26 protein-coding genes and 1 pseudogene are annotated in these 26,384 nt (G+C 74.2%); 19 read left to right on the top strand and 8 right to left on the bottom strand.

Annotation, left to right across the window (positions count from 1 at the left end; genetic code table 11):
- Positions 1 to 53: 53 nt before the first annotated feature.
- The 3 genes from ACJ5H2_RS00800 to ACJ5H2_RS00790 are packed head-to-tail and all read left to right on the top strand — an operon-like array spanning position 54 to position 2,316.
- The gene (locus tag ACJ5H2_RS00800) at positions 54 to 719 is read left to right on the top strand and encodes a TetR/AcrR family transcriptional regulator (protein ID WP_408897660.1); all 666 of its coding nucleotides are present in this window, start codon (positions 54 to 56) and stop codon (positions 717 to 719) included.
- Positions 716 to 1,384: a class II aldolase/adducin family protein gene (locus ACJ5H2_RS00795; RefSeq protein WP_408897659.1), complete on the top strand. Its 669-nt coding sequence runs from the start codon at positions 716 to 718 to the stop codon at positions 1,382 to 1,384. Before ACJ5H2_RS00800 ends, ACJ5H2_RS00795 begins: the two co-directional genes overlap by 4 nt.
- A complete protein-coding gene (locus ACJ5H2_RS00790) occupies positions 1,381 to 2,316 on the top strand; it encodes a carbohydrate kinase family protein (protein WP_408897658.1) in 936 nt (311 codons plus the stop codon). Before ACJ5H2_RS00795 ends, ACJ5H2_RS00790 begins: the two co-directional genes overlap by 4 nt.
- On the opposite strand, the gene ACJ5H2_RS00785 is transcribed toward ACJ5H2_RS00790, so the two are convergent.
- Positions 2,262 to 3,545, bottom strand: a complete 1,284-nt coding sequence (locus ACJ5H2_RS00785) for an MFS transporter (RefSeq protein ID WP_408897657.1) — start codon at positions 3,543 to 3,545, stop codon at positions 2,262 to 2,264. The genes ACJ5H2_RS00790 and ACJ5H2_RS00785 overlap by 55 nt on opposite strands.
- A gap of 1 nt (position 3,546) precedes the next feature.
- Positions 3,547 to 4,131 (bottom strand): ArsR/SmtB family transcription factor, encoded by a 585-nt coding sequence (locus ACJ5H2_RS00780; protein WP_408897656.1) that lies wholly within the window; start codon positions 4,129 to 4,131, stop codon positions 3,547 to 3,549.
- Between the two features lie 82 nt (positions 4,132 to 4,213).
- On the opposite strand from ACJ5H2_RS00780, the gene ACJ5H2_RS00775 reads away from it, so the two are divergent.
- Together ACJ5H2_RS00775 and ACJ5H2_RS00770 are read left to right on the top strand one after the other, a co-directional pair.
- The gene (locus ACJ5H2_RS00775; protein WP_408897655.1) at positions 4,214 to 4,810 is read left to right on the top strand and encodes a GNAT family N-acetyltransferase; all 597 of its coding nucleotides are present in this window, start codon (positions 4,214 to 4,216) and stop codon (positions 4,808 to 4,810) included.
- Positions 4,811 to 4,973: 163 nt separating this feature from the next.
- Complete coding sequence (locus ACJ5H2_RS00770) at positions 4,974 to 5,366, top strand: RidA family protein (RefSeq protein WP_408897654.1); 393 nt, start codon at positions 4,974 to 4,976, stop codon at positions 5,364 to 5,366.
- Positions 5,367 to 5,481: 115 nt separating this feature from the next.
- On the opposite strand, the gene ACJ5H2_RS00765 is transcribed toward ACJ5H2_RS00770, so the two are convergent.
- Positions 5,482 to 6,360, bottom strand: a complete 879-nt coding sequence (locus tag ACJ5H2_RS00765; RefSeq protein ID WP_408897653.1) for an oxygenase MpaB family protein — start codon at positions 6,358 to 6,360, stop codon at positions 5,482 to 5,484.
- A 67-nt stretch (positions 6,361 to 6,427) separates the two neighbouring features.
- Between ACJ5H2_RS00765 and ACJ5H2_RS00760 the strand changes: the two genes are divergently transcribed.
- Positions 6,428 to 6,784, top strand: a complete 357-nt coding sequence (locus ACJ5H2_RS00760) for a hypothetical protein (protein ID WP_408897652.1) — start codon at positions 6,428 to 6,430, stop codon at positions 6,782 to 6,784.
- 40 nt (positions 6,785 to 6,824) lie between these two features.
- On the opposite strand, the gene ACJ5H2_RS00755 is transcribed toward ACJ5H2_RS00760, so the two are convergent.
- Positions 6,825 to 9,059: a HelD family protein gene (locus ACJ5H2_RS00755; RefSeq protein WP_408897651.1), complete on the bottom strand. Its 2,235-nt coding sequence runs from the start codon at positions 9,057 to 9,059 to the stop codon at positions 6,825 to 6,827.
- Between the two features lie 174 nt (positions 9,060 to 9,233).
- On the opposite strand from ACJ5H2_RS00755, the gene ACJ5H2_RS00750 reads away from it, so the two are divergent.
- Positions 9,234 to 9,854, top strand: a complete 621-nt coding sequence (locus tag ACJ5H2_RS00750) for a TetR/AcrR family transcriptional regulator (protein WP_408897650.1) — start codon at positions 9,234 to 9,236, stop codon at positions 9,852 to 9,854.
- A 10-nt stretch (positions 9,855 to 9,864) separates the two neighbouring features.
- Here ACJ5H2_RS00750 and ACJ5H2_RS00745 read toward each other — a convergent pair whose 3' ends face one another.
- On the bottom strand, positions 9,865 to 10,758 hold the full coding sequence (locus tag ACJ5H2_RS00745; protein ID WP_408897649.1) for a TIGR03619 family F420-dependent LLM class oxidoreductase: 894 nt from the start codon (positions 10,756 to 10,758) through the stop codon (positions 9,865 to 9,867).
- 35 nt (positions 10,759 to 10,793) lie between these two features.
- Between ACJ5H2_RS00745 and ACJ5H2_RS00740 the strand changes: the two genes are divergently transcribed.
- On the top strand, positions 10,794 to 12,734 hold the full coding sequence (locus ACJ5H2_RS00740) for an FAD-dependent oxidoreductase (protein ID WP_408897648.1): 1,941 nt from the start codon (positions 10,794 to 10,796) through the stop codon (positions 12,732 to 12,734).
- Positions 12,735 to 12,758: 24 nt separating this feature from the next.
- Here the strand turns inward: ACJ5H2_RS00740 and ACJ5H2_RS00735 are convergent, their stop codons facing one another.
- From ACJ5H2_RS00735 to ACJ5H2_RS00725, 3 genes and pseudogenes are all read right to left on the bottom strand, one after another.
- Entirely contained in the window at positions 12,759 to 13,520 is a 762-nt protein-coding gene (locus tag ACJ5H2_RS00735) for an enoyl-CoA hydratase-related protein (protein ID WP_408897647.1), read from the bottom strand.
- Positions 13,521 to 13,669: 149 nt separating this feature from the next.
- Positions 13,670 to 13,936, bottom strand: coding sequence for a cation:proton antiporter regulatory subunit (locus tag ACJ5H2_RS00730; RefSeq protein WP_408899671.1), 267 nt, complete (start codon positions 13,934 to 13,936; stop codon positions 13,670 to 13,672).
- Positions 13,937 to 13,999: 63 nt separating this feature from the next.
- Positions 14,000 to 14,860: pseudogene (locus ACJ5H2_RS00725) on the bottom strand (RimK family alpha-L-glutamate ligase); the annotation flags it as partial.
- 78 nt (positions 14,861 to 14,938) lie between these two features.
- Between ACJ5H2_RS00725 and ACJ5H2_RS00720 the strand changes: the two are divergent.
- From ACJ5H2_RS00720 to ACJ5H2_RS00670, 11 genes are all read left to right on the top strand, one after another.
- The gene (locus ACJ5H2_RS00720; protein ID WP_408897646.1) at positions 14,939 to 15,403 is read left to right on the top strand and encodes an ATP-dependent zinc protease; all 465 of its coding nucleotides are present in this window, start codon (positions 14,939 to 14,941) and stop codon (positions 15,401 to 15,403) included.
- Positions 15,390 to 16,355, top strand: a complete 966-nt coding sequence (locus tag ACJ5H2_RS00715; RefSeq protein WP_408897645.1) for a succinylglutamate desuccinylase/aspartoacylase family protein — start codon at positions 15,390 to 15,392, stop codon at positions 16,353 to 16,355. The genes ACJ5H2_RS00720 and ACJ5H2_RS00715 overlap by 14 nt, the downstream gene beginning before the upstream one ends.
- A 127-nt stretch (positions 16,356 to 16,482) precedes the next feature.
- Complete coding sequence (locus tag ACJ5H2_RS00710; RefSeq protein ID WP_408897644.1) at positions 16,483 to 17,997, top strand: molybdopterin-dependent oxidoreductase; 1,515 nt, start codon at positions 16,483 to 16,485, stop codon at positions 17,995 to 17,997.
- Positions 17,998 to 18,098: 101 nt separating this feature from the next.
- Positions 18,099 to 18,785, top strand: a complete 687-nt coding sequence (locus ACJ5H2_RS00705; RefSeq protein ID WP_408897643.1) for a fasciclin domain-containing protein — start codon at positions 18,099 to 18,101, stop codon at positions 18,783 to 18,785.
- A 49-nt stretch (positions 18,786 to 18,834) separates the two neighbouring features.
- A complete protein-coding gene (sigK, locus tag ACJ5H2_RS00700; RefSeq protein WP_408897642.1) occupies positions 18,835 to 19,443 on the top strand; it encodes an ECF RNA polymerase sigma factor SigK in 609 nt (202 codons plus the stop codon).
- Positions 19,440 to 20,231, top strand: coding sequence for an anti-sigma factor domain-containing protein (locus ACJ5H2_RS00695; protein ID WP_408897641.1), 792 nt, complete (start codon positions 19,440 to 19,442; stop codon positions 20,229 to 20,231). Before sigK ends, ACJ5H2_RS00695 begins: the two co-directional genes overlap by 4 nt.
- Positions 20,232 to 20,233: 2 nt before the next feature.
- Positions 20,234 to 22,291: an FAD-dependent oxidoreductase gene (locus ACJ5H2_RS00690; protein WP_408897640.1), complete on the top strand. Its 2,058-nt coding sequence runs from the start codon at positions 20,234 to 20,236 to the stop codon at positions 22,289 to 22,291.
- On the top strand, positions 22,288 to 23,565 hold the full coding sequence (locus ACJ5H2_RS00685; protein ID WP_408897639.1) for a class I SAM-dependent methyltransferase: 1,278 nt from the start codon (positions 22,288 to 22,290) through the stop codon (positions 23,563 to 23,565). Before ACJ5H2_RS00690 ends, ACJ5H2_RS00685 begins: the two co-directional genes overlap by 4 nt.
- Positions 23,562 to 24,800, top strand: coding sequence for a class I SAM-dependent methyltransferase (locus ACJ5H2_RS00680; protein WP_408897638.1), 1,239 nt, complete (start codon positions 23,562 to 23,564; stop codon positions 24,798 to 24,800). Before ACJ5H2_RS00685 ends, ACJ5H2_RS00680 begins: the two co-directional genes overlap by 4 nt.
- A complete protein-coding gene (locus ACJ5H2_RS00675; RefSeq protein ID WP_408897637.1) occupies positions 24,797 to 25,609 on the top strand; it encodes a DUF1295 domain-containing protein in 813 nt (270 codons plus the stop codon). The genes ACJ5H2_RS00680 and ACJ5H2_RS00675 overlap by 4 nt, the downstream gene beginning before the upstream one ends.
- Before the next feature lie 10 nt (positions 25,610 to 25,619).
- A complete protein-coding gene (locus ACJ5H2_RS00670; RefSeq protein WP_408897635.1) occupies positions 25,620 to 26,378 on the top strand; it encodes a tyrosine-protein phosphatase in 759 nt (252 codons plus the stop codon).
- Positions 26,379 to 26,384: the final 6 nt, after the last annotated feature.

The raw sequence follows: 26,384 nt of genomic DNA, 5'->3' as shown, positions 1-26,384 counted from the left end.
CTCAGAAGATGAATATGTGTCAGGTTCGAGTTTCGGAGGCTACACTGCCGCCCATGTCCTCCGCCACCGTCGGACCCGAGCCCGGAGCCTCCGTCGGCCCGAGCCGCCGCCGGCTGCCGGCCCAGGCCCGGTCGCGGGAGCGGGTCGAGCGCATCCTGGACGCCGCGGCGCGCCTCGTCCTGTCCAACGGCGTCGACGGCCTGACGACACGCTCGATCGCGGAGGCCGCCGAGCTGCCGGTGGCGTCCCTGTACCAGTACTTCGCGGACAAGGAGGCGGTCCTCCTCGCCGTCTGCGAGCGGGACATGGCCGAGATGGACGAGCAGGTCGCCGCCGACCTGGCGGCCCTGCCGGAGCCGACGATCGCGACCATGGTCGAGACCGCGATGCGCGCCTTCGTCGCCGTCTACCACCGGCGCCCGGCCTTCATGCAGATCTGGATGCGCGGCCGCGCCAACCCGGCGATCTACGAGTACGGGCGCCACCACAACCGGCGCATCGCCGCGAACCTCCTCGCCTTCGGCCTCGACGCCGGGCTGCTCCGCACCGACCGCTACGACCGCGACGAGATGGCCGCGATCGCCGAGCTCGCGGTCGAGGTCGGCGACAGCGCCTTCCAGCTGGCCTTCGAGCACGACCCGCGCGGCGACGCCTTCCTGGTCGACCAGGCCATCACGCTCGTCACGGGCTATCTCGAGCGGATCACGAGCGGGCCGTGACCCACCCGGCCCCCGACCCGGACGGACTGCGCGCCGACGTCGCGACGGCCGCCCGCCGCCTCGCCGACGCCGGGCTGCTCGTCGGCACCGCCGGCAACGTGTCCGCCCGCGCCGGCGATCTCGTCGCCATCACGGCGACCGGCGTCGCCCTCGGCGAGTGCACCGCCGACGAGGTCACGGTGGTCACGCTCGGCGGCGACGTGGTCGCGGGCTCCCTGGCGCCCACCAGCGAGCTCGCGCTCCACCTCGGCGGGTACGCCGACTTCCCGGCCGCGGCGATCGTCCACACCCACGCTCCCTTCGCGACGGCCGTCGCGTGCGTGCTCGACGCGCTGCCCGTGCTGCACTACCAGCAGCTCGCGCTCGGCGGCGAGATCCGCGTGGCGCCGTACGCGACCTTCGGGACGGACGAGCTCGCGGCTCACGTCCGCGCGACGCTACAGGGCCGCAGCGCCGCGCTGCTCGCCAACCACGGCTCCGTGACGCTCGGCGCCACCCTCGACGCCGCCGTCGAGAACGCGCTGCTGCTCGAGTGGCTCTGCCAGCTCCACCACCGGGCCAGCGCCCTCGGCACTCCGCGGGTGCTCACCGACGAACAGCAGGCCGACGTCGTCCGCGCCGCGATCGAGCGCGGCTACGGCACTCCCCGAAAGGCAACCGAATGACCATGACCGTGGCCGCCGTCGGCGTGCACGTCCTCGACACCCACGTCCTCGGCGTCGCGTCGATCCCCGACGGCTCCGACGGCCAGCTGGTCGAGACGATCCGGATGTCGCCGGCCGGTACGGCGGGCGGCACCGCCGTCGTGCTCAGCCGGCTCGGCGCCACGGTGCGCTCCTACGGCGCCGTCGGCACCGACCCCGTCGGCGACACCCTGCTGGCGCTGCTGCGTCGCGAGGGCGTGGACGTGGCGGGCCTGGTCCGCAAGGAGGAGGCGCAGACCTCCGCCTCCGTGCTGCCCGTGCGACCCAACGGCGACCGCCCGGCCTGGCACTGCATCGGCGCGAACGGCGCCTTCACCCTCCCCGACCTGCCCGCCGACGCGCTCGACGGGGTGACCCACCTGCATCTCGGCGGGCCGGAGTTCCTCGGCGGCGACGCCGCCGCCGAGCTGCTCGCGCGCGCCCGCGCCGCCGGCGTCACCACGTCCGTCGACATCCTCGCGCCGGGAGACCCCGACCTGCTCGCCTGGATCGCCGCCGCCCTCCCGCACACCGACCACCTGCTGCCCAACGACGAGCAGGTCCTCGGCTTCACCGGCGCCTCCTCGGTGGCCGAGGGAGCCCGGGCGCTCGTCGACGCCGGAGCCGGATGCGTCGCGGTCACCCAGGGCGCCCGCGGGGCCCTCGTCGTCACTACGGAGGACGAGACCGAGGTGCCGGCGTACCCGGTCGACGTCGTCGACACCACCGGCTGCGGCGACGCCTTCTCGGCGGGATACCTGCGCGGACTCGCGCTCGGCCGCTCGCCCGTCGCGGCGGCGGCGCTCGGCTGCGCCACGGCGGCCCAGGTCGCCCGGGGCATCGGCACCGACGCCGGTTCCTACGACCTGGCCGTCGTCGAGGCGCTCGCGGCCTCGGGCGCCGCGCTCGGCTGAGGTCGCCGGTCGACCTCGCGCCACGAGGGCGAGAGGGCCGGTGCCATCGTGGTGAGCAGGTAGACCGCGCCGAAGAGCAGCAGGCCCGCCGGGAGTCCGATCCCGCTGACCGCGAGGCCCGCGAGGAGACCGCCGAGCGGCATCAGCGACCACGACGAAGCGAGCGACAGCGCCCCGACGCGACCGACGAGGCCCTCGGGGATGCGCTTGTACTGGACCGCCCCCAGCACCGGGTTGATGAACCCGGCGCCGAACCCGGCGATGACATGGACGGCCGCCACCGCCCACAGCGGGCAGCCCAGGGCGAGCACGACCCACCGCGGAGCCCCGGCGAGCAGGTAGCCGACCACGTAGGTGCGGAAGCGCGGCAAGCGGTCGCCGCGCCAGGTCGCGAGCAGGGATCCGGCCAGCGCGGCGCCGCCCATGCAGGCGCCGAGCAGGCCGATGGCCGCGGGACCGCTGCCGGAGTCATCCGCCCACACCGGCAGCATCACCGACGAGAAGCCTTGGTCGAGCATGTTCGTCACCGCCACCATCACCACCATCGCGAGCAGGACCGGATCGCGGCGCAGGAAGTCCCAGCCGTCCCGCAGCTGGACGAGATAGGCCGCCGGCGGGTCCGACGGATGCGTCGGGCGGGTGGGTCCACACCCGGCGACCCGCCGGGTCGACACCGCGAGCACGGCCGCGCAGGCCACGAAGGAGCCGGCGTCGACGAGCAGCGCCGTCGCGGGTCCCAGCACGGCGACGATCCCCCCGCCCACGGCCGCACCGACCAGCGCCGCGAGGCGGTCGGTGGTCCCGACGAGCCCGGTCAGCCGCTCGGTCGGCATCCCCAGATGGCGCACCAGCGCGGGCACCATCGCGTGGCGCGCCGCCTCCGCGGGGCCCCGCAGGACGCCGGTGAGCACCACGAGCGCGACCAGCACGGGGAACTGCAGCCAGCCGGCGGCGTACGCGAGGGGGACGGCGGCGACCGCGACGCCGGAGGCGAGGTCGAACCCGACGGCCACCCGGCGCGCGCCGACCCGGTCGATCCACGGTCCGCACAGCGCCTGGGCCAGCACCAGCGGTAGCAGCGAGGCGAACGCGACCAGGCCCGTCCTGGTCGCGGACCCGGTGGTCGTCAGGACCAGCCAGGGCACCGCGATCTGGGAGAGGCGGGTGCCGGCGAGTGAGATCGCGTCCGCGGCAAGGAAGCCCGCCAGCGCCCCCGAGCGGCGCGCCACGTCACTCGCCCCGCGCCGGCTCGAGGTGGCCGGGCACCGGGAACGCCTGGATCTGGAAGGCGAACGGGACCGCGTCGTCGCCGGGCTCGTCCTCGCAGGACGCGACCAGCTCCTTGATCCGGGCCACGAGGTCGGCCGCCTTGGACGCCGGGATCGTGTGCACCCAGTCGCTGACCGTCGAGGCGGCCCGCCACTGCTTCGGCAGCAGCGGTCGCTCCTCCATCGCGGCCTGGAGGTTCTGGGCATACATCACGGTCGCGGCCTGCAAGAAGGCGTCTGCGACATCGCGCTCCTCCTGGGTCCGTGCGTCGGCCGCGCGACTGTGGGTCTCCTGGTGGGCCGCCTTCCACCAGCGGTCGCGCGCATTGCCCCGCTCCGCGTCCTCGACGACGAAGCCGTGCTCGGCGAGCTGGCGCAGGTGGTACGACGTCGCGCCACTGTTGAGCCCGAAGCGGGTCGCGAGCGTCGTGACCGTGGCCGGTCCCTCGATGCGCAGATGGCTCAGGATCCGCAGCCGGGTCGGATGAGAGAGCGCGCGCAGACCGGCGAGGTCGGGCGTCACCACGCGCGGAGCCGGGTCGGTCATACCTGTCGACCTACGACCGCAAAGAGCCCTTTGCAAATGGTTCTTTGCAGAAAGTCGGCGATCGGTCGGCCATCATGGCGGGGTGAGCGTCCAGATCCGCAGCCACCAGCCCGCCGACGTGGACGCGGTGACCGGGGTCGTCACCGCGGCGTTCGCCGAGGAGGGCGCCGCGGTCGCCAGGCTCTGGACCGACGTCGTCGCGCGCGGACATGCCCGCGCCCAGCTCGTCGCGGTGGCGCCGGGCGCGGCCGGGGGCGAGGAGGTCGTGGGCCACGTCGGGCTCAGCCACGCCTGGCTCGACACGCGACAGCGGCTCGTCGACGTACTCGTGCTGAGCCCGCTGAGCGTCGCGCCCGCGCACCAGCGGCGCGGGATCGGCGCTGCGCTGCTGAAGGCGGCCGTCGCGGAGGCCGACCGGCTCGGGGCGCCCGTCGTCGTCCTCGAGGGGGACCCCGGCTACTACGGCCGCCACGGCTGGTCGCCCGCTGCCGAGCTCGGGATCGCCGCGCCCACCGACCGCGTGCCCGGGCCGGCGTTCCAGGGGGTGCCGCTGACGTCGTACGAGGGCTGGATGCGGGGCCGGGTCGTCTACCGCGACGTGTGGTGGGAACACGACTCCACCGGCCTGCGCGATCCCCTCCTGGCCACCATCGAGGCCGCCCTCCCGCGCGAGGTGTGAGGCGTGGCGGCACGAGGTGTGAGGTGTGGGGGCGCGAGGTGTGAGGCGTGGCGGCACGAGGTGTGAGGTGTGGGAGCGCGAGGTGTGAGTTGGGCGCAACGAGCAGGATGGGCCCGAGACGAGGCCGCGAGCCGTCACCGCGGATCGCTGAGAGGGGCACGATGTGATCGAACACTTCGAGCGGCCGGACGGGCTCGGGCCGGTCAATGGCTACAGCCACGGGGTCGCGGGCACGGGGCGGCTTCTCGCCGTCTCGGGCCAGCTCCCAGTGGACGGCACGGGCACCCTGGTCGGCATCGACGACGGGCTTGCTCAGGCACGGCAGGTCTTCGCCAACCTGACCCGCGCGTTGGGCGCGGCCGGCGCGACAGCGAGCGACCTCATCCGGTTGACCTACTTCCTGACGGACCTGGCCGACCTGGCCGCGGTGAGAACGGCTCGCGACGAGTTCCTCGGCGTCGGTCCGCGACCCGCCAGCTCGCTCGTACAGGTCGCGGGCCTGGTCCTTCCGGGGGCGCGGATCGAGGTCGACGCACTGGCGATGCTCGACGGGTGAAGCCGGGCGGGTCGTCCGAGATCGACGCTCCCGACGCCCGCCGGGTCACGGCCGGCGATGGAGCGTCTCACCCCCGAACGGCCACCTCGCGGCCCCAGAACTCACACCTCGGCGGTCAGGCGGTCTCGGCCGAGGGGCCCATCGCCCACCGGATGGTGCCGACGGCCGCCGCACCCATGGCCCGTACGGCGGTCGGCTCGACGACCGGCAGCCAGGGCAGGCGCAGCGGTCGGCGGGACCAGACCGGCATCAGCCCGACGGCCGCGGCGGCCAGGACGCCGTACGCCGGTCGGGCGAGCAGGGGCAGCGGCGGGCGGAGCAGGACGTAGCCGACCGCCTCCCGAGCCTCCGGCGTCCCGCGGAGCTCGGGGCGGAAGGAGGCGAGGACCGCGCGCAGCTCGCGCACGGTCGTCGGCGGGTCGAGGACGCCCAGGCGGCGTGCGACCTCGGCGGTCTGCGCGACGTAGGTGTCGTATTCCGCAGCGTCCAGGGGGTCTGCGCCGTACACCTGATGGGCCCGCAGGAAGCTGTCGATCTCGGCGACGTGGACCCAGAGCAGCAGGTGCGGGTCCGAGGCGGCGTACGGAGAGCCGTCCGGCATCGTGCCGGTGATCCGGTCGTGGATACGACGTACGGCGTCGACCGCGCGCTGCGCGTCCTCGGCGGTGCCGAAGGTCGTGACCGCGAGGAACCGGCTGGTCCGGGCGAGCCGACCCCACATGTCGCCGCGGTAGCCGGAGTGCTCGGAGACCGCCCGCATCGCGGCCGGGTGCAGGCTCTGCAGCATCAGCGCACGGATGCCGCCGACGAACATGGAGGCGTCCCCGTGCACGCGGCCGATCGGACTGTCCGCGGGGAACCAGCGCGGACCCTGCGCGTAGTGGATCCGGTCGCGATGGCGCGGGCCGTCCGGTCCCGCCACCCGCAGGAAGATGGCCTCACCCAGCCGGCCGCGCAGCTCCCCCACCGCGGGCAGGCGCAGGCCGGTCGTCATCCGACCAGTGTGCCCCGCGGTCCCAACGGCGCCCCGTGGCATCGGCGCCCTCGGCTAGGGTTCGGCCATGGCGCGGCAGTACCTCGAGGACGCGTTCGGGCCCGACGGCGTCCGCGTCACCATCGCGATCGAGCCCGCCGTCGACCGTTTCGTCCGCGCCCAGGACAAGGTGGGGGGTTCGATCATCCTGCCCCTGCTCGGCCCCCTCACCGGTGGCCGCGGACGCGAGCTCACCCAGCGGGTCGTGTTCGGCGGCGCCTGGATCGTCGACATCGAGAGCGACGCCGGCAAGCGGCTGCGGGTACGTCGCCCCGACCGCGCCTCCGCGCTCGCTCTGGCCAAGGCGACCTGGTGCGCCGTCAGCGAGCGCGGCGCGGCCGCGGTCGACCGGGTCGGAGCTGACGACTCGACGGGTCACAACTGACGACTCAACGGGTCACTTGTGACGACTCAACGGCCTGCGCTCAGCCGACGGTCGTGAGGAGCTGGGTCGCGCGGGTCAGGACGACGTACAGCGTGGCGCGGCCGGTGGCGGACTCGTCCTCGATCTCCTGGGGCCGGACGACGACGATGGCGTCGAACTCCAGGCCCTTGGTGTCGAGTCCGGTGAGGACGACGACCCGGTCGTCGCCGGACGGGGCGACCGCGGAGTCGATCGCTGCCCGCGCGCCGGCGGCGTCCTCGGCGAGCTCGGGCCAGCCGGCGAGCCAGGCGTTGACCTCGGACCGCCGGGCGACGGGTACGACGATCCCGACGGTGCCGGACACCCGGCCGGCGACCTCGAGGACGGCCGCCCGGGTGGCGGCCTCGAGGTCGGCGGCGCTCGCCCCGGGGGGCAGCTCGACCGTCTTCGGCTCCTCGCCCGTGCGTCGCACGGCCTCGGGCAGGTCGGCGTCGAGGCCCACCCGGGCGGCGTACGCCGCGGCGTGGGCGTAGATCTCCGCGGAGTTCCGGTAGTTCGTGGACAGGTGGAAGGCGTGCACCTGCTTGCGCTCCAGCGCCGCGGCGCGCGCGGCGTCGGCCTCGGCGGGCTCGGGCCACGACGACTGGGCCGGGTCGCCGACGATCGTCCAGGACGCGGTGCGGCCGCGGCGGCCGACCATCCGCCACTGCATCGGTGTCAGGTCCTGGGCCTCGTCGATGAGCACGTGGGCGTAGCCGTCGTCCTCGATGCTGCTGACCGGCGGGCGCCACGGCCGGCCGGACGGAGCGAACTCGCGGTCGGAGGCGGTCATCAGCTCCTGGATGTCGACCGCGCCCTCGATGAGCGCCATCGGGTCGTCCCGCTCGTCCTCGCTCTTCTCCGGCACGTCGCCGAGGGCGTAGCGCAGCTCGTCGAGGAGCGGGACGTCCTCGATCGCGATCTGCGGGCCGATCGGCCGCGACGGGTCGAGGCCGGCCCAGGTCTTCGCGAGCAGCCGCTGCTCCTCGGGGGACAGCAGGCCCTCGCCGACCCGGGCGAGGAACTCCGGGTCGCGCAGCCAGCACAGCACGGTCGGCGCGTCGAGCGGCGGCCACCACGCGAGCGCGAAGTCGAGGAAGTCGTCGCGGGAGAGCATCTCGTCGTTGAACTTCTCACGTCCCTGCTCGCGCCCGCGCTCGCCGCGGACCTGGCGCCACAGCGCGTCGAGGAGGGCGTGGGAGACCCGCGGGAGCTGCTTGTTGCGCAGGCCTTGCGACATCAGCTGACGCCGGACCTGGCCCAGCCGGCCGCGGTCGAGGACGAGCCGGTCGTCGCGCCAGAAGACGCGGTACTCGCGGGGGCTGCCGGGCGCCTGCTGCCGCGCCGTACGGCGCATCAGCTCGGCCATCCGCGCCGAGCCCTTGATGTCGGCGACGGCGGGCTCGTCGTGCCGTGTGGCGCGGACGTCGTCCACGACCTCGCCGAGGCTGCGCAGCGCCACCGCGGTCTCGCCCAGGGAGGGCAGGACCCGCTCGATGTAGCGCATGAAGACCCCGGAGGGGCCGACGATGAGGACACCGCCGCGCTCGTAGCGCTGGCGGTCGGTGTAGAGGAGGTACGCCGCGCGGTGCAGCGCGACCACCGTCTTGCCCGTCCCCGGGCCGCCGGAGATGGTGACGACGCCGCGGGAGGGCGCCCGGATCGCCTTGTCCTGCTCGGCCTGGATGGTCGCGACGATGGAGTGCATCGAGCGGTCCCGCGCGCGCGAGAGCTGCGCCATCAGCGCTCCCTCGCCGACGATCGGCAGCTCCCGCCCGGCCGCCTCGGCGGCCTCGTGGCCCGCCGCGTCGAGCAGCTCGTCCTCCACGCCCACGACGGTGCGCCCGGCGCTGCGCAGGACCCGGCGGCGCAGCACGCCGTGCGGGTCGGCCGCGGTGGCCTGGTAGAACACCGCGGCGGCCGGTGCGCGCCAGTCGATCAGCAGCGACTCGTGGTCGTCGTCGCGCAGGCCGATCCGCCCGACGTACCGGGGTGCGGCGTCGATGGCCGCGTCCAGGTCGAGCCTGCCGAAGACCAGGCCCTCGTGGGCGGCGTCGAGCTGGGCGATCCGCTTCGCGGCCTGGAAGACCATCGCGTCCCGCTCGACCAGACCGCCCTCGTGGCCCAGCCGGCCGCGGGAGTGTCCTTCCTTCGCCAGCTGCTGAGCGGCCTTCCCGGCCTGCTCCAGCTGCTGGTAGACCCGGTCGACGAAGGTCTGCTCCGCTGCGACCTCGCGCTCCACCAGCTCGTCTGCCACCGCTCGTGACCCCTGCCGTCCGCACTCGTTTCTTCACCGCCGCGACCTTTGCGGCAAGCCACCAACTCTACAGGCGCCGACGGATCGTCCAGCGGACGGGACAGCGAAGTCCCACCAAAGGCACTACTGTGGTCCAGATGGTGTGAAACATCGCGTGTCCAAGGGGGGAACACGATGAGTACGACGCCGGGGGCCACCATGCCCCGCAAACCGAACCGCCGCGGCGTTGCCGCGCGCGAGAAACTGCTGTCCACGGCGGTCGACATGCTCGGGACCGGCCGTCCGGAGACGGTGTCGATCAACATGGTCGCCAAGGAGGCCGGGCTCAGCTGGGGCTCGGTGCAGAACCTGTTCGGCGACTCCGACGGCTTCTGGTCGGCCGTCGTCGAGCAGATCGTCGAGGTCGGGCCCGAGCTGTGGTCGACTCCGCAGACGACGACGATCGCCGGCCGGGTGCAGGAGGTCGCCGACCTCTACCGCGACCTGCTGGAGTCGCCGTACGCCGTCACGGTGGAGACCCTGCGCTGGGCGCTGCCGCGCCCGATCGAGGTCCTGGCGGAGTCCCACCCGCGCACGGCGGCCTCGATCCGGCACCTCGACGAGCTGGCGGCGGGTGCCTTCGTGCACTTCTTCGAAGGACTCGGCCTCGACGACGAGCGCTCGGCGACCATGTCGGAGGTGCTGCCGGCGATGCTGCGCAGCGTGCGCAACGAGCGCCTGCTCGGCACCGACATCGACCTCGACCGCGCCCACCGCACGATCGTGACGATGCTGACGCTCTACCTGGAGAGCTGAGGCCGCCGGCTCAGGCGGGAGCGGCGCTCAGCAGGGCCCGGGTCGGCGCGATGACGTCCGCGCCGAAGCGGGCGACGCCGTCGAGCTTCTGCTCGAGCGGCGCGTCCTGGCGGTAGTAGTACATCCACGGCATGGTCATGCACATGGTCACGCCGCCGCGCGACGCGCGGGCGAAGTCCTCGGGGGCGAGCGCGTCGGTCAGCGCGGGGACCACCGCGAACGGCTCCTCGAGGTCCCGCCCGGCCTCGCGGCGCAGCTCCCGCAGCCGGTCGGCGATCGCGACCGCCTCGTCGACGGTGGCCATGTCCCCGACCCAGCCGTCGTTGCGGGCCGCCCGCCGCAGCGCGGCCTCGGACATGCCGCCGACCCAGACCGGGACCGGGCCGGGCGGCTCGGGCCGCATGGCCAGCCGCTCGCAGCGGTAGAACTCCCCGGCGAACTCGGTCCAGCCCGGCTCCCACAGCGCGCGCATCAGGGCGAGCCCCTCGTCGGTACGGCGACCGCGGGTGGCGAAGTCCTCCCCGAGCAGCTCGAACTCCTCACGGCACCAGCCGACGCCCACGCCGAGCGCGACCCGCCCGCCGGCCAGCGCGGCCGCCGTACCGACGGCCTTGGCGACCACGAACGGGTTGCGCATCGCCGCGACGTAGATCGAGGTGAAGAACCGCAGCTCGGTGGTGACCTGCGCGAGCGCGCCGATGGTCACCCACGGGTCCGGCCAGTCCACGTCGGGCTCCCAGCGCCGGGCACCGTCGCGGGTGTACGGGTACGGCGTCGCCAGGGTCTCGAGGTCGACCACGTGGTCGGCGAGGCTCAGCGCCGCGAAGCCCGCCTCCTCGGCGGCGCGCGCCAGTGGCACCAGCTCCTCGACGGGGTGGTAGGCGGTGACCAGGGCGAAGTCCACGACAGCAGCCTAGGCGAGAAGGTAGAACATGTTCTATGTCTGCCGGCTTCCCGCACCTGCTCGCTCCCGGCCGGATCGGCGCGATGGAGCTGCGCAACCGGATCGTGCTCTCGCCGATGGAGACGATGTACGGCACGCCGGAGGGTCATCCGTCCGAGCGGACCGTCGCCCACTTCGCGGCGCGAGCGGCGGGCGGGGTCGGCCTGGTGACCGTCGGGGCGACCGGCGTCGACCCGCTCCATCCGGAGACGCCGGGCGGGCTGCAGCTCGGCGAGGACGCGGCGGTCCCGGCGCACCGACGGCTGGTCGAGGCGGTGCACGCGCACGGCGCCCGGATCCAGCCGCAGATCGTGCATGCCGGGCCCGACGGGCTCGGCCCCGAGATGTTCGGCGTGACCTCGTTGGGCCCGTCGGTCATCCCGTCCTATCTGACCGGCCGGCCCTCCGCCGAGGTCACCCGCGAGCAGCTCGCGACCGTTCTCGACCAGTTCCGGGCGGCCGTCGCGCGGGTACGCGAGGCGGGCTACGACGGCGTGGAGCTGCACGCCGCGCACGGGTACATGTTCCTCGGCTCCTTCCTCGCCCCGCAGCGCAACCGGCGCGGGGACCGCTACCGCGGCAGCTCGGTGGAGGGCCGGATCCGGGTGGTGCTCGAGACGCTGACCGTGATCCGCGCCGAGGTCGGCCCGGACTTCCCCGTCACGCTGCGGATCTCCGGGTACGAGCGCGTTGCCGCCGGGCGCCCGATCCACGACACCGCGACCATGGCGCCGCTGCTCGTCGAGGCCGGCGTGGACGCCTTCCACGTCAGCGGCGGCGTCATCGACCGGCTCGTCACGGGGATGGTCAACGGCGCCGACGACGGCGACGGGCTCAACGTCGGGGGCGCCGCAGCGGTGCGCGAGGTGGTCGACGTACCGGTCATCGCCGTGGGGCGGCTGCACGACCCGGCGCTCGCGGAACGGGTCCTGGCCGAGGGTCGGGCGGACTTCGTCGCCCTCGGCCGGCCGCTCCTCGCCGACCCCGACCTGCCCCGGAAGCTGGCCGGCTGGGGCGGCGGCGCGGCGCGGGTGCGGCCGTGCATCTCGTGCGAGACCTGCATCGACAGCCTGGAGGAGCGGCTGGCCGCCGAGTGCGCGGTGAACCCGCTCACGGGGCACGACCTGGAGCTGGGGCGTACGACGCCCCCGGTCGCGCGCCGCCTGGTCGTGGCCGGTGGGGGACCGGCCGGGCTCGAGGTCGCCTGGCGGGCGGCGGAGGCCGGGCTGGACGTGGTCCTCCTGGAGCGCTCCGACCGGCTCGGCGGCGCACTCCTCGACGCGTGCGCGGTGCACCCCGAGAACCGGCCCTACCTGGACTGGCTGCTCGCGCGGGTGGGCGACACCGCGGTCGACGTGCGGCTGGGGAGCGCCGCGGAGCCGGAGGCCGTGAGGTCGCTCGGGCCGGACCTGGTGGTCGTGGCGACCGGCGGCCGGGTGGTCGTCCCGGCGCTCCCGGGGTCGGAGCTGCCGCACGTGGCGGCGGGGATCGACCCCCGCCGCGTGCCCGACGGCAGGCGGGTCGTGGTGGTCGGTGAGCGGATGGCGGCCGTCGAGTGGTGCGAGGTGCTGGCGACGGCGGGGCGGCAGGTCGCGCTCCTCGTGGCCGGCGCCGAGATGGCGCCGGAGTTCGGAGCCAAGCGGCGAACCGAGCACATGGACCGGCTCGACCGGCTCGGCGTCACCGTCCACGTGGGGTGCGTCGTCTCCGCGGTCACGACGGAGGGCGTGGCCTGGACGCCGGCTCACGGCACGCCGCGCGTGCTGCCCGCCGACGCCGTCGTGCTCGCCGGCGGCGTGGTTCCCGACAGCCACGTCGCGGACCGGCTCACCGCCGCGCTCCCCGGTGTCGACGTACGGGTCGTCGGAGACGCGGCCGGTCTCGGTCTCATCCGCGGCGCCACGTCCGACGCGGCACGCCTGGTCGCCGCGCTCTGAGCCCGGCGCGGCGCCCGGCCGCGGTCAGCCCTTCTTGCGGGTCAGGAACGCCGTCATGGCCTCCCGCGCCTCGTCGGAGCCGAACAGCCGAGCGCTGAGCTCGACGAGCTCCTCGCCCTTCGCGTCGATCCGGTCCAGGAGGTCGGCGGCGAGCAGCGCCTTGGTCTCCCGCAGCCCCTGCGCTGCGCCGGTGGCGAGCTGGCCCACGACCTCGTCGACTCGGGCGGCCAGCTCGCCCGCGGGGACGGCGAAGGTGGCCAGGCCGTAGTCGGCCGCCTCCGCGCCGGTGAACACCTCACCGCCGAGGGCGGTCCAGCCGAGGCCACGGGGGGTGAGTCGCGGGAACACGGTGAGCGAGATGACCGCCGGGGTGAGGCCGAGCTTGACCTCGGTGAGCGCGAAGGTGGCGTCGTCGGCGACCACCACGACGTCGGAGGCGGCGACGATGCCGATGCCGCCGGCGCGGGCCGCGCCCTCGACCACGGTGACGACCGGCTTGGGCAGGGCCACGATCTGGCGCTGGAGGGCGACGATCGCGCGCGCCCCCTCCTGCATCGGCACGGTCGACGCCTCGGACAGGTCCGCGCCCGAGCAGAACACCCGCCCCGAGGAGCGCAGCACGACCACCCGTACGTCGTCCGCCGCGCCGGCCGTCTCCAGGTGGCCGACGAGCTCGGTGACGAGCTGGCGCGAGAGCGCGTTGCGGTTGTGGGGCGAGTCGAGGGTGATGGTCGCGATGCCGTCCGCGACGTCGAGGTGGACCAGCTCGGCGGGTGCGTCAGTCATGGGCCCATCTAACCGGAGCCCGCTCGGCCGACACGCTCGGTCAGTCCGCGACCGGCAGCGTGGCGCCTCGCGCGCAGCGCATCGGTGGCAAGGGCGGCCCGAGCGCAGCGAGTGGCCGTCCGCGGCCGCCGATCGGGCGACACGATCGGTCAGTCGGTATGGATGGGCTGCTTGGGCAGCTTCTTGACCCGGGCCCGCCGCTTGGGGCGGGCGGGGATCATCGAGCGCATCTCCTCGAGCTTGCCGAAGCACAGCAGCCGGTCCTCGGCCTCGAGCACGTGGTGCGGGAACGGGTTCGGGATGACGAGGGTGCCGCGGTGGAGGGTGAGCACCGTGATGTCCCGGTCGCGCAGGCCGGAGTCGCCCAGGCTCTTGCCGACGAGGTCCGCGTCGCCGTGCACGACGAGCTCGGCCACGCCGTACCCGGTGGAGACCGAGAGCCGCTCGCGGACGTCGATCTGCGGGAAGGCGACCTGGTTGTCGATGTAGTCGATGATGGCGCCGGCGACGTCGAGCTTGGTCGCGGTCTCGACGCCCTCGAGGCCCGGGGACGAGTTGACCTCCATGACGAGCGGGCCGTCCTTGCCCTCGAGCATGTCGACGCCGGCGACCTTGAGGCCCATGATCTGCGCGGCGCGCACGGCGACGTGCTCGTACGCGGGGTCGAGGTCGACCGGCTCGACGCTGCCACCGCGGTGCACGTTGGAGCGGAACTCGTCGCCCTGGGCGACCCGCCGCATCGCGGCGACCACGCGGTCGCCGACGACGAGCGCGCGGACGTCACGCCCCTTGCTCTCCTTGACGAAGCGCTGGATGAGGACCTGCTGCTTGGTGCTCTGCAGGGTCTCGATGATCGCCTCGGCGACCTTGATGCTGGGCGCGAGGATGACGCCGATGCCCTGGGTGCCCTCGAGCAGCTTGATGACGACCGGGGCACCGCCGACCCGCTCGATCGCGGGGATCACGTCGGCACGGTCGCGCACGAAGGTCGTGGCCGGCATGCCGATGTTGTGGCGCGACAGGATCTGGGTGGCGCGCAGCTTGTCGCGCGAGTTGGCGATCCCGTTGGCGGTGTTGGGCGTGTAGACGTCCATCTGCTCGAACTGCCGCACGACCGCGGTGCCGAAGTAGGTGATCGAGTTCCCGATCCGCGGCAGCACGGCGTCGTAGTCGGACAGCTGCTTGCCGCGGAACTGCAGGTCCGGGTCGTCGCCGGACAGGTCGATGGAGAAGCGGAGGGTGTTGAGCACCTTCACCTGGTGCCCCCGGTCGAGGGCGGCCGTGCGGAGGCGCTGGGTGCTGTAGGACCGCGGAGCGCGGGAGAGGATCGCGAGCTTCATTCCCCGACCTGATCGGCTTGGGTGTGGGTTCCCTGCTTGGATGGGCGTGTGGCCAGGTCCCATTCAATCAGCCCGCCGGTGGTCGCCGGCTGGCGCGAGTGGGTGCGCCTGCCCGGCCTGGGCGTCGGGCCGGTGAAGGCCAAGCTCGACACGGGGGCCCGTACGTCGGCCCTGCACGCCTTCGACCTCCACGAGTTCGAGCGCGACGGCAGCGCCTGGGTGCGCTTCTCGGTCCATCCCTGGCAGCGCTCGGCGGCGGACGCCGTCCTCGTCGAGAGCCCGGTGCACGACCGCCGGACCGTCCGCAGCTCCACGGGCCACGTCCAGGAGCGGATCGTGGTGCTGACCGAGATCGAGCTGCTCGGCCACACCGTGCCGACGGAGATCACCCTCACCCGGCGCGACGAGATGGGCTTCCGGATGCTCGTGGGCAGGGAGGCGCTGCGCCAGGGCTTCCTGGTCGACTCGGGGCACTCCTATCTCGGTGGCCGCCCGCCGCGGAGGGTGCGCCGCAAGAACCGGGGGCGCGATGGCGCTGCGTGAGTCCTTCGCGATCGGCAACGTCCGTGTCCGGGCCGGCGCGACCAAGGAGGTCGAGCTGCCGATCACCCGGCTGGTGACCGGCGGCGACGTCAGTCTGCCGGTGCGGGTCGTGCACGGCCGCGACGAGGGCCCGACCGTCTGGGTCAACGCCGCGATCCACGGCGACGAGGTGATGGGCGTCGAGGTGATCCGGCAGGCGCTGGCCACGCTGTCCGCCCGCAGCTTCCGGGGCACCCTCCTCGCGGTCCCCGTCGTCAACGTCCTCGGGTTCATGACCGGTGACCGCTACCTGCCGGACCGGCGCGACCTGAACCGTCAGTTCCCCGGGTCCGCCCGCGGCTCTCTGGCCAGCCGGATCGCGCACCTGTTCATGACCGAGGTCGTCAGCAAGTGCGACGTCGGCCTCGACCTGCACACCGCCTCGGACCGCCGTACCAACCTCCCGCAGATCCGCGCCGACCTCGACGACCCGCGCACCCGCACGCTCGCCGAGGCCTTCGGCGCGCCGGTCATGCTCCACGCCCGGCTCCGCGACGGCTCGCTGCGCCAGGCGGGCCGCGACCACGGCGCGGCGGTGCTGCTCTACGAGGCGGGCGAGGCGCTGCGCTTCGAGGAGGAGCCGATCGCGGTCGGCGTGGCGGGAGTGCGCCGCGTGCTCGCCTCCCTCGGCATGATCGACGCCGACCCAGGCGACGACGCGACCCCGCCGCCGGTCGAGTGCCGCACGAGCGCCTGGGTCCGCGCCCGCGGGACCGGCATCCTGCACCTCGAGGTGCGGCTCGGCGAGTACGTCGAGGAGGGCCGCCGCCTCGGCGGCCTCTCGGACACCTTCGGCCGCCGGGTGCGGCTGGTCCACGCCGACCGCTCCGGCATCGTGATCGGGCTGACCCGGGCGCCGATCGTCAACGCCGGCGACGCGCTGGTCCACATCGCCACGCCGGTGAGCGAGTAGGGACCTCTCGGCCGGCTCCTGCGCTTCGTGACCGCTGCAGAGGCCAGGAAGCGACGGAACCGCCGCGGGAGCGGTGACTCCGCGCCCCGCGACCGATCCGATCCACCGTCGGCGACGAACACCTCCCATGAGGATCCGACTGCTCTGGGCCTGGTACGGCGTGCTCGCGACCCTGGTGGGGATCGGGCTGGCCCACCTGGCGGCCGCGCTGAGCGATCCCGCGGCGTCGCCGGTGCTGGCGGTGGGCTCGACGGTGATCGACCTGACGCCCACACCGATGAAGGAGTGGGCGATCCGCACCTTCGGCAGCGCCGACAAGGCCATCCTGGTGGGCTCGGTGCTGGCCGGGGTGGTCGTACTGGCCGCACTGGCCGGCGTGACCGCTCGTCGCCGGTTCGCCCTGGGCGCCGGCGCCCTGGTCGCGCTGGTCGGCGTCGCGGCCGCGGCGGTGCTCACCCGGCCCGCGGCCAGCCCGCTCGACCTGGTCCCCTCCGTCGTCGCGGCCCTCGCGGCGGTGGGCGCGCTCCGGGTCCTGGCGCAGGTCGACGCACGCGCCCGCCAGCGGACCGCGGCGGGCGACCCCGGTCGCCGTACCGTCCTGCTCGCCATGACCGCCCTCGGGGCGATGGCCACCGCGGGCGGGGTCGCCGGCCGGCTGGTCACCTCACTGCGCGCACGGCCCGAGGACGTCGCGCTCCCGGCGCCGGCGGACCCGGCGCCCGCCCTGCCGCGGGGCCTGGACGACCAGGTCCCGGGCATCACCCGCTTCCGCACGCCCAATGCCGACTTCTACCGCGTCGACACCCGCCTCGACGTCCCCGTGCTGAGCGCCGACGACTGGACGCTGACGATCGACGGGGACGTCGACCGCACCGTGCGGATCACCTTCGACGAGCTGCTCGCGATGCCCATGGTCGAGCGCGACATCACGCTCACCTGCGTCTCGAACAGCGTCGGCGGCCCCTACGTAGGCGGCGCACGGTGGCTGGGCGTGCCGCTCACCGACGTGCTCGACCTCGCCGGGATCGGACGGACGAAGGCCGACCAGATCCTGTCGACCGACTTCGCCGGCATGACCATCAGCACCCCGCTCGCGCTGGCGACCGACGGACGGGACGCCCTCGTCGCCGTCGGCATGAACGGCGAGCCGCTCCCGCGCGAGCACGGCTTCCCCGTGCGGCTGGTCATCCCCGGCCTGTACGGGTTCATCAGCGCCACCAAGTGGCTGCGCCGGCTCACCCTGACGACGTACGCCGAGCAGGAGGCGTACTGGACCGAGCGCGGATGGGCCACCGACGCGCCCATCAAGATCTCCGCCCGGATCGACACCCCGAAGGCGCTCAGCGAGCTCGACGCCGGCGACGTCGTGGTCGGCGGCGTGGCGTGGGCACAGGAGCGCGGCGGCATCGCCGGGGTCCAGGTCCGGGTCGACGGCGGACGCTGGGTCGACGCCCAGCTCGGTCCGGACGGCGGCGACGACTACTGGCGCCAGTGGTTCTACCGCTGGTCGGCGGAGCCCGGCTCGCACCGGATCGCAGTCCGCGCCGTCGCCGGCAACGGCGAGCCGCAGACGGCCGCCCGGGCCGAGCCCTTCCCGAACGGTGCGAGCGGGCTGCACGAGCTGCTCGTCCGGGTCTCGTGACCCTGGGCCAGAAATCTGCTCGAACCGCGCAATTGAGCGCAATCCGCATTCCGGCTGGCTCCGAACCACCAGCACGAACCCCTCCTACGGAAGGCACCACCATGAAGCTCCAGACGTTCCGCCGGGCCACCGGCACCGGCATCGCCGTCCTCGCCATGACCGCGACCTTCGCGGCGTGCAGCAGCGAGGACGAGCCCGCCGAGGGCTCCGGCTCGGGCGCCTCGTCGCAGACCACCGACGAGGGCAGCGGCGAGCAGAGCGCTGCAGCCGAGGGCGCGGGCGCGGAGACCTTCGGTCCCGGCTGCTCGGCGATCCCGACCTCCGGCGCCGGGTCGTTCGACGGCATGGTCAAGGACCCCGTCGCCACGGCCGCCAGCAACAACCCGCTGCTGAGCACGCTCGTCACCGCGGTCACCAGCATCGACGGCCTCGCCGACACCCTCAACGGCGCGGCCGCGCTCACCGTGTTCGCGCCGTACAACGACGCCTTCGCCGCGATCCCCGAGGACCAGCTCAACGGCATGGTCATGGAGGGCAAGGAGCAGGGCCAGGAGAGCGCGCTCTACAAGGTCCTCGCCCACCACGTGGTCGGCTCGCAGGAGGGCACCGACAGCGTCGTCGGCGAGCAGGACACCCTCGCGGGCGACCAGCTCACCATCGAGGGCGACGCGGAGAGCGGCATGACGGTCTCCGACGGCACCGTCACCGCGAAGGTCCTGTGCGGCAACATCCCGACCGCCAACGCGACCGTCTACGTCATCGACAAGGTGCTGACCGGGGTCAAGTGAGCCCCGTCCAGGACTACCCGCACGACACCTGACCCGGAAGGATCACACCATGGATCCGGTTCCCGGCGACGCGGCCGGCGCCTCCCCCGAGGGGGCGCCGGCCGGCGGTCACGGCACCGAGCTCGGCCCGCTGCTGCAGCGGGCCGCACGAGGGGACACCGCCGCCTTCGCCACGCTGTACGACGCGACGGCGGCCCGGGTCCACGGGCTGGCGGTGCGGGTGGTGCGCGACCCCGCGCAGGCCGAGGAGGTCACCCAGGAGGTGTTCCTCGAGGTCTGGCGCCAGGCCAGCCGGTACGACGCATCCCGCGGCAGTGCCCTGGCCTGGCTGATGACGATCACCCACCGCAAGGCGGTCGACCGGGTGCGCAGCGCAGCCGCCGCCACCCGGCGCGACACGGTCTACGAGCACACCCACCAGAGCATCGAGCACGACACCACCGCCGAGGCTGCCCACGCCTCCCTCGAGGCGCACCGGGTGCGCACGGCGCTGCGTCAGCTCACCGACGTGCAGCGCGAGGCCATCGAGCTGGCGTACTTCGGCGGCTACACCCACACGGAGGTCGCCGCCCTCCTCGACCTACCGGTCGGGACCGCGAAGACCAGGATCCGCGACGGCCTCATCCGGCTGCGTGACACGATCGGAGTAGGACGATGAACCACCCCACCGATCACGACTCGACCCCGGGGGGCGACGTGCACGCGCTCTCGGGCGCGTACGCCGTCGACGCCCTGGACGACACCGAGCGGGCCGCGTTCGAGGCCCACCTCTCCCAGTGCTCCGAGTGCCGCGCCGAGGTCGACAGCCTGCGCGAGACGGCGTCGGTGCTGGGCGGGTCCGAGGTCCTCGAGCCGCCGGCCGCGATCCGGGACCGGGTCCTGGAGGGCATCACCCAGATCCGGCCGTTGCCGCCGCTGAGCACGCCGGCGCCTGGGGGGGCGCCCGTGGAGCTCGCGGCGGCGCGGCGCCGGCTCCGGCCGTTCCGGTCGGGGCGGGCCGGCCACCTGCTCCTGGTGGCTGCGGCCCTCGTCCTGGTGGCCGCGGCAGGTGCCCTCCTGCTGCGGACCTGGGCGGACGACGCAGGACCGGCTCGCGAGCTGACGGCCGCCGAGCGGATCCTCGCCGCGTCCGACGCGACGTCGATCGAGAAGTCCTTCCCCGACGGGTCGAGCGCCACGATCGTGGTGTCCCGCAGCGAGGGCAAGGCGCTGATCCGGACCACCGACATGGCGCTCGCACCCGACGGCAAGGCCTACGAGCTGTGGCTGCAGACCCCCGCCGGGGAGATGGTGCCGGCGGGCCTGATGCCGGACGACCCGGACACGACGTACGTCCTCGACGGCGACGCGTCCGAGGCGACCGGCGTCGGGATCACCGTCGAGCCCGACGGCGGGTCACCCCAGCCCACGAGCGAGCCGATCGCGCTCTTCGCCCTGGACTCCTGACGATGGGCACTCCGACACCACGGCGGATCGCCGTGGTGGGATCCGGCGTCGCCGGACTCACCGCGGCGTACCTTGCCTCGCGCCCCGCCACCGGCGCCCAGGTCACCCTCCTCGAGGCGGACGACCGGCTCGGCGGACACGCCGACACCCACCTCGTCACCGACCCGACCGGCCGGGAGCTGCGGATCGACAGCGGCTTCATCGTCCACAACCGGCGCACCTACCCGGTCCTGACCCGGATCCTCGACGAGCTCGGCGTCGCGACCCAGGAGTCGGAGATGTCGATGTCGACGAGCGACGAGGTCACCGGCCTGGAGTGGGCCGGCGCTCTCGGCCGACGCGGCCTGTTCCCGTCCGGCACGGGCAACCACCGCAACCCGGCGTACCTGCGGATGCTGACCGAGATCCCGCGCTTCCACCGGGCGGCGCGGCGCCTCCTCGAGTCCGGCGCCGGCGAGCTGACGACACTGGCCGCCTTCCTCGACCGGCACCGGTTCTCGCCGTACTTCCGCCGGCACTTCATGGAGCCGCTCGTGGCGGCGGTCTGGTCCTGCGACCCGGACTCCGCGCTCGACTACCCGGCGACGTACCTCTTCGCCTTCCTGCGGCACCACGGCATGCTCGCCGTCCTCGGCTCGCCGACCTGGCGCACCGTGAGCGGGGGCTCGGCCACCTACGTCGCCGCGGTCGCGGCGGCCGTGGAGGCGGCCGGCGGGCGGATCCGCACGAGCACGCCGGTCCTCGCGGTCGAGGACACCGACGAGGGCGTCGAGCTGACGATCCCCGCCGGGCGTGAGGCGTACGACGCCGTCGTGGTCGCCACCCATCCCCATCAGGCGCTCGGCCTGCTGGCCGCCCCGACACCGCTGCAGAAGGAGGTCCTCGACGCGATCCCCTACGCGAGCAACACGGCGCTGCTGCACACCGACACCCGGCTGCTGCCGCGCGCCCGCGACGCCTGGGCGTCCTGGAACTTCCGGCGCCCGCGGGTCGCTCAGGACCGGGTGCGCGTCACCTACGACCTGACCCGGCTCCAGCGGCTTCCCACCGACACCTCCTACCTGGTGACGCTCGGCGGCGAGGACGTCGTGGACCCGGCCACGGTGCTGGTGCGCAGGGAGTACGCCCACCCGCTCTACACTCCGGAGTCGGTCGCCGCCCAGGCCCGGCTTCCCGAGATCGACAGCGACCGGATCGTCTTCGCCGGCGCCTACCACGGCTGGGGCTTCCACGAGGACGGCGCCCGCTCCGGGCAGCGCGCGGTCGAGCGGCTGGGCCTCGGCGCCCCGTCGGTCGAGGTGCGAGCGCCAGCGAGCCTCGAGACCACTCGCCCGGCGGGCGTGGTGTACGCGACGACGCTGGTGCACCGCCGCCGCGAGCCGCTCCGCGCCAGCTTCACCCACCGCTCCCACCTGACGGTGGTCGACCTCGACCGGGTCGGCGCCGACGGGACCGTCGCGGGCGTCGCGGGCCGGTTCCTCGGACGGGACCACTTCACCGGTGAGACCGCCACCGTGCGCGAGGGGCTCGACGGGTTCCTCACCGCGCACGACCTCGACCTGCGGGGCGGCCGGGCCCTGATGGCCGCCCAGCCGCGGGCCTTCGGGCACTGCTTCAACCCGATCACGGTCCACTGGTGCTGGGCCGCGGGCACGGAGGGCGGTCGCCCCGCAGCCACCGTCGTGGAGGTGCACAACACCTACGGCGACCGGCACGCCTACCTGCTCGACCCGGAGCGTGTCACCGCGGACGGCCGGATGGTCGTGGACAAGGCGATGTACGTCTCGCCCTTCCACGGCACCGACGGTCGCTACGAGGTGCTCGCGCCGCCGCCCGATCCCCACTCCGGCGTGCTGCGCCTGGCGGTCAGGCTCGTCACCGCAGGCGGGAGTCGCTTCGACGCGACGCTCGACGGCGTTCCGGTCCCGTCTCCCACGCTGCCTCTCGCCGGCCTGCGAGGCGCCGCGCTGATCCGGCTGCACGGCGTCGCGCTGTGGGCCCGCCGCCTCCCCGTCCAGCCCCGACCCGCCCACGTCTCCCCGGAAGGAGCGCAGCGATGACGCTCACGGCCTCCCCCACGATCCCCGCCTGGCCTGACCTCGGCCCGGTCCCCGCCACCGGCCTGTCCGCACGCGTCGCTGAGCGGCTCTTCCGCTCCGCGGTCGCCCGGCGTCGCGTCACGGTGCGCCTGCACCACCCGGACGGCACGGTGGAACGGCTCGGTCTCGGCGGACCGGCGATCATCGTCCAGCGGCCGGCCGAGCTGTTCGCCCGCATCGGCAGGGACAAGCTGATCGGCTTCGGCGAGGCCTACCTGACCGGCGCCTGGACCGAGGACGGCGTCCCCGGCGACGGCGTCCTCGGCGACTTCCTCACCGTGCTCGCCGCGGACCTCACCGACCTGGTGCCCCGCCCGCTGCAGCGGCTGCGCTCGGTCGTGTCGCCCCGCCTGCCCCGCAGCCACCGCGGCACCCGGGAGAACACCCGGGCCAATGTGGCGCATCACTACGACCTGTCGAACGACCTGTTCGGCGCCTTCCTCGACCCGACGCTGTCCTACTCCAGCGCCCTGTTCGCCGACCCCGCCGCCGCGGACGCGGAGGACCTGGCCGCCGCGCAGCACCGCAAGATCGACCGCCTCCTCGACCGCGCCGGGGTCGGAGAGGGCACCCGGCTGCTGGAGATCGGCACCGGCTGGGGCGAGCTCGCGATCCGGGCGGCGGAGCGCGGCGCGACCGTCCACACGATCACCCTCTCGGTCGAGCAGCAGCAGCTGGCGCGGGAGCGGATCGCCGCGGCCGGGTACGCCGACCGGGTGCGCGTCGAGCTGTGCGACTACCGGGCGCTGCTCGAGGAGCCGGAGGGCTCCTATGACGCGGTCGTGTCGGTGGAGATGATCGAGGCGGTGGGCCATGAGTTCTGGCCGGCGTACGTCCGGACCTTGGAGCACGTCCTCGCGCCGGGCGGGACGGTCGCCCTCCAGGCGATCACGCTGCCCCACGAGCGGATGCTCGCGACGCGCTCGACGCACACCTTCATCACGAAGTACGTCTTCCCGGGCGGTGCGCTGCCGTCGGTGCGGGCGATCGACGAGGTGGCCCGCCGCCACACCCGGCTGCGGATCGAGGACGACCTGGCGTTCGGCCGGCACTACGCCGCCACCCTGCGGCTGTGGGACCAGGCGTTCACCACGGCCCGCGACCGGGTCCTGGGGCTCGGCTTCGACCCGACCTTCCTGCGGATGTGGCACTTCTACCTGGAGTACTGCCGCGCCGGGTTCGCCTCCGGCTACATCGACGTCCACCAGCTGAGCCTCACCCGGGAGTCACGATGAGCCGCGCGGGCGCCGCGGACCGGCTCGCGAGCGCGCTGCGCCCGTTCGTCGGGGGCGACCTGCCCGTCCGGCTGGTCGCCTGGGACGGCACGGAGGCAGGGCCGACCGACGCTCCCGTCGTCGAGCTCCGCTCCCCGGAGGCCCTGCGCCGCCTGCTCTGGCGCCCCGGCGAGCTGGGCGCGGCGCAGGCCTACGTGACCGGCGAGCTCGACGTGCCGGGCGACCTGGACAGGGCGCTGACCCACGCCTTCGCGGTCGCCGCGGAGCGCTCGCTGCCCGTCCGACCCTCGCTGCGGGCGCTCGCCGGCGCCGTACGGACCGCGGCCGGGCTCGAGCTCCTCGGCCGTCCGCCCGCGCCACCGGCGACCCAGGCCCGCGTCCGCGGGCGGCTGCACAGCCGGGAGCGGGACCGGCGCGCGATCAGCCACCACTACGACACCACCGCGGACTTCTACTCGCTGGTCCTCGACGAGCGGACCATGGCGTACTCCTGCGGCTACCACTCCTCGCCGGAGCAGCCCCTGGCCGACGCGCAGGAGGCCAAGCTCGACCTGGTGTGCCGCAAGCTCGGCCTCGAGCCCGGCATGCGGCTGCTCGACGTGGGCTGCGGCTGGGGCTCCCTCTCCGTGCACGCGGCCGAGCGCTTCGGCGCCCGCGTCGTCGGTGTGACGATCTCGGCCGAGCAGCAGCGTTTCGCCCAGGAGGCCGCGCGACGGCGAGGGGTCGGGGACCGGGTCGAGATCCGGTTGTGCGACTACCGCGACGCCGTCCCCCACCGGGGCGCGGAGCACGACGCGGTCGCCTCCCTGGAGATGGGCGAGCATGTCGGAGAGCGCAACTACCCGGCCTATGCCCGCGTCCTGCACGACGCCGTCCGTCCTGGCGGGCCGGTGCTGGTCCAGCAGATGTCGCGCGGCGCGCGCCACCCCGGGGGCGGGCCGTTCATCGAGTCCTTCATCGCGCCGGACATGCACATGCGGCCGGTGGGGGCGACCATCGGCCTGCTCGAGGACGCCGGTCTCGAGCTGCGCGGTGTCGAGGCGATGCGCGAGCACTACGTGCTCACCGTGGCCGGATGGCTGCGGCGCTTCGAGGAGAATCTCGACGCGATCACGGCCTTGGTCGGCGAGGAGCTGGTCCGGGTCTGGCGGCTGTACCTCGTGGGCGGCTCGATGGCCTTCCGGGACGGCCGGATGGGCGTCGACCAGCTGCTGCTGCGCAGGCCGGCACGATGACCGGCCTCCTCGTCGCCATCGGGCTCAGCGTCGTCGCGGCGGCGGCGGTGATGACGGTGACCGCGCTCGTCGCTCGCCGGCAGGGCCGGGTCGCGGTCGTGGACGTCGCCTGGGGGGCGGCGTTCGCGGTCGCGGCGCTCGCCTGCGCCGTGGCCGCAGCCGTCCTCGATGCCGGAACGCCGTGGCGCACCGGGTTGCTGGCCGCGCTGGTCGTCGTGTGGGGTGGCCGGCTCGCCGGGCACGTGGGGCGCCGCGTCGCGCGGGACACCGAGGAGGACCCGCGCTACGAGGAGCTGCTCGGCGGGACCCTCGCCGAGGTCGGGATGGCGCGGGCCGTGCGGAAGGTGTTCGCGCTCCAGGGCGCGATCGTCCCGGTGGTCGCGCTTCCGGTGTCGGTCGGCGCGGTGCTCGAGGTGCGCTGGTGGCCGGTCGTGGTGGCCGGTGCCGGGGTGTGGGCCGTCGGGCTGTTCTTCGAGGCGGTCGGCGACGCCCAGCTGGCGGCGTACCGCTCACGACCGCGCGACGAGCGTCCGCCCGTGCTGGACACCGGCCTGTGGGCCTGGACGCGTCACCCGAACTACTTCGGAGACGCCTGTGTGTGGTGGGGTCTGTGGCTCGTCGGCGGCCTCGGGTCCGGGTGGGTCGCGGGCCTGGCGACGGTCGTGGCGCCGCTGGCGATGACATGGTTCCTCAGCGAGGTGACGGGGGCCAGGCTGCTGGAGCGGAGGATGATGCACCGACCCGGCTACGCCGCGTACGCCGCCCGCACCCCCCGCCTCGTTCCGCGTCCTCCGCGGCGGGCGCCCTAGGGTCGTCGTCGTGACCCAGGACCAGGAGTACCTCCGGCTCGCGTCGGCCGACAACTTCCGCGACGTGGCGGGCACCGGCTACGCGACACGAGACGGCGGCAGGGTGCGCACGGGGGTGTTCTACCGCTCCAACGACCTGCGGCTGAGCGAGGTCGACGCCGCGGCGTTGCACGCGATCGGGCTGACCGCCGTCATCGACCTGCGCTCCCCCACCGAGATCGCGCTGCACCCCGACCCCGAGGTGCCCGGCGCGCGCAACCTGCACTTCGACGCAATCGGCATCCCGATCGAGCGGCTCTCGAGCCTCACCAGCCGCGCGGAGGCCGTCGCCCTGATGGACGAGGTCTATCGGGGCTTCGTCACCGCGGCGCGCTGCCGGACCGCCTTCGGGGGCGTGCTCCGCCAGCTCGCCACCGGCGGCCCCCAGCTCTTCCACTGCTCCCAGGGCAAGGACCGCACGGGCTGGGTCGCCGCGCTGCTCCTGCACGTGGCCGGCGTCGACGACCCCACGATCGAGAGCGACTACCTCCTCACCAACGCCCGCAGCGCCGCCAGCCGGGCCCGCGTCGAGGCCGAGATCGAGCGACACGGCGGGACCGACCTGGTCGCCGTCTACGAGCCCACCCTCGTCGTGGACATCGAGTACCTCGACGCCGCCTGGGCCGCGGTCGACGAGGTGTACGGCGACCGGTCGGCGTACCTGCGCGACGGGCTGGGCCTCGACGAGGAGACCCTCACCCGCCTGCGCGACCTCCTCCGCGAGGCCTGATCGGAC

This window comes from Nocardioides pymetrozini, assembly GCF_046058985.1.
Taxonomy (GTDB): Bacteria; Actinomycetota; Actinomycetes; order Propionibacteriales; family Nocardioidaceae; genus Nocardioides.
The sequence above is the reverse complement of the archived record's forward strand: the minus strand, read 5'-3'. Positions and strand labels throughout refer to the sequence as shown.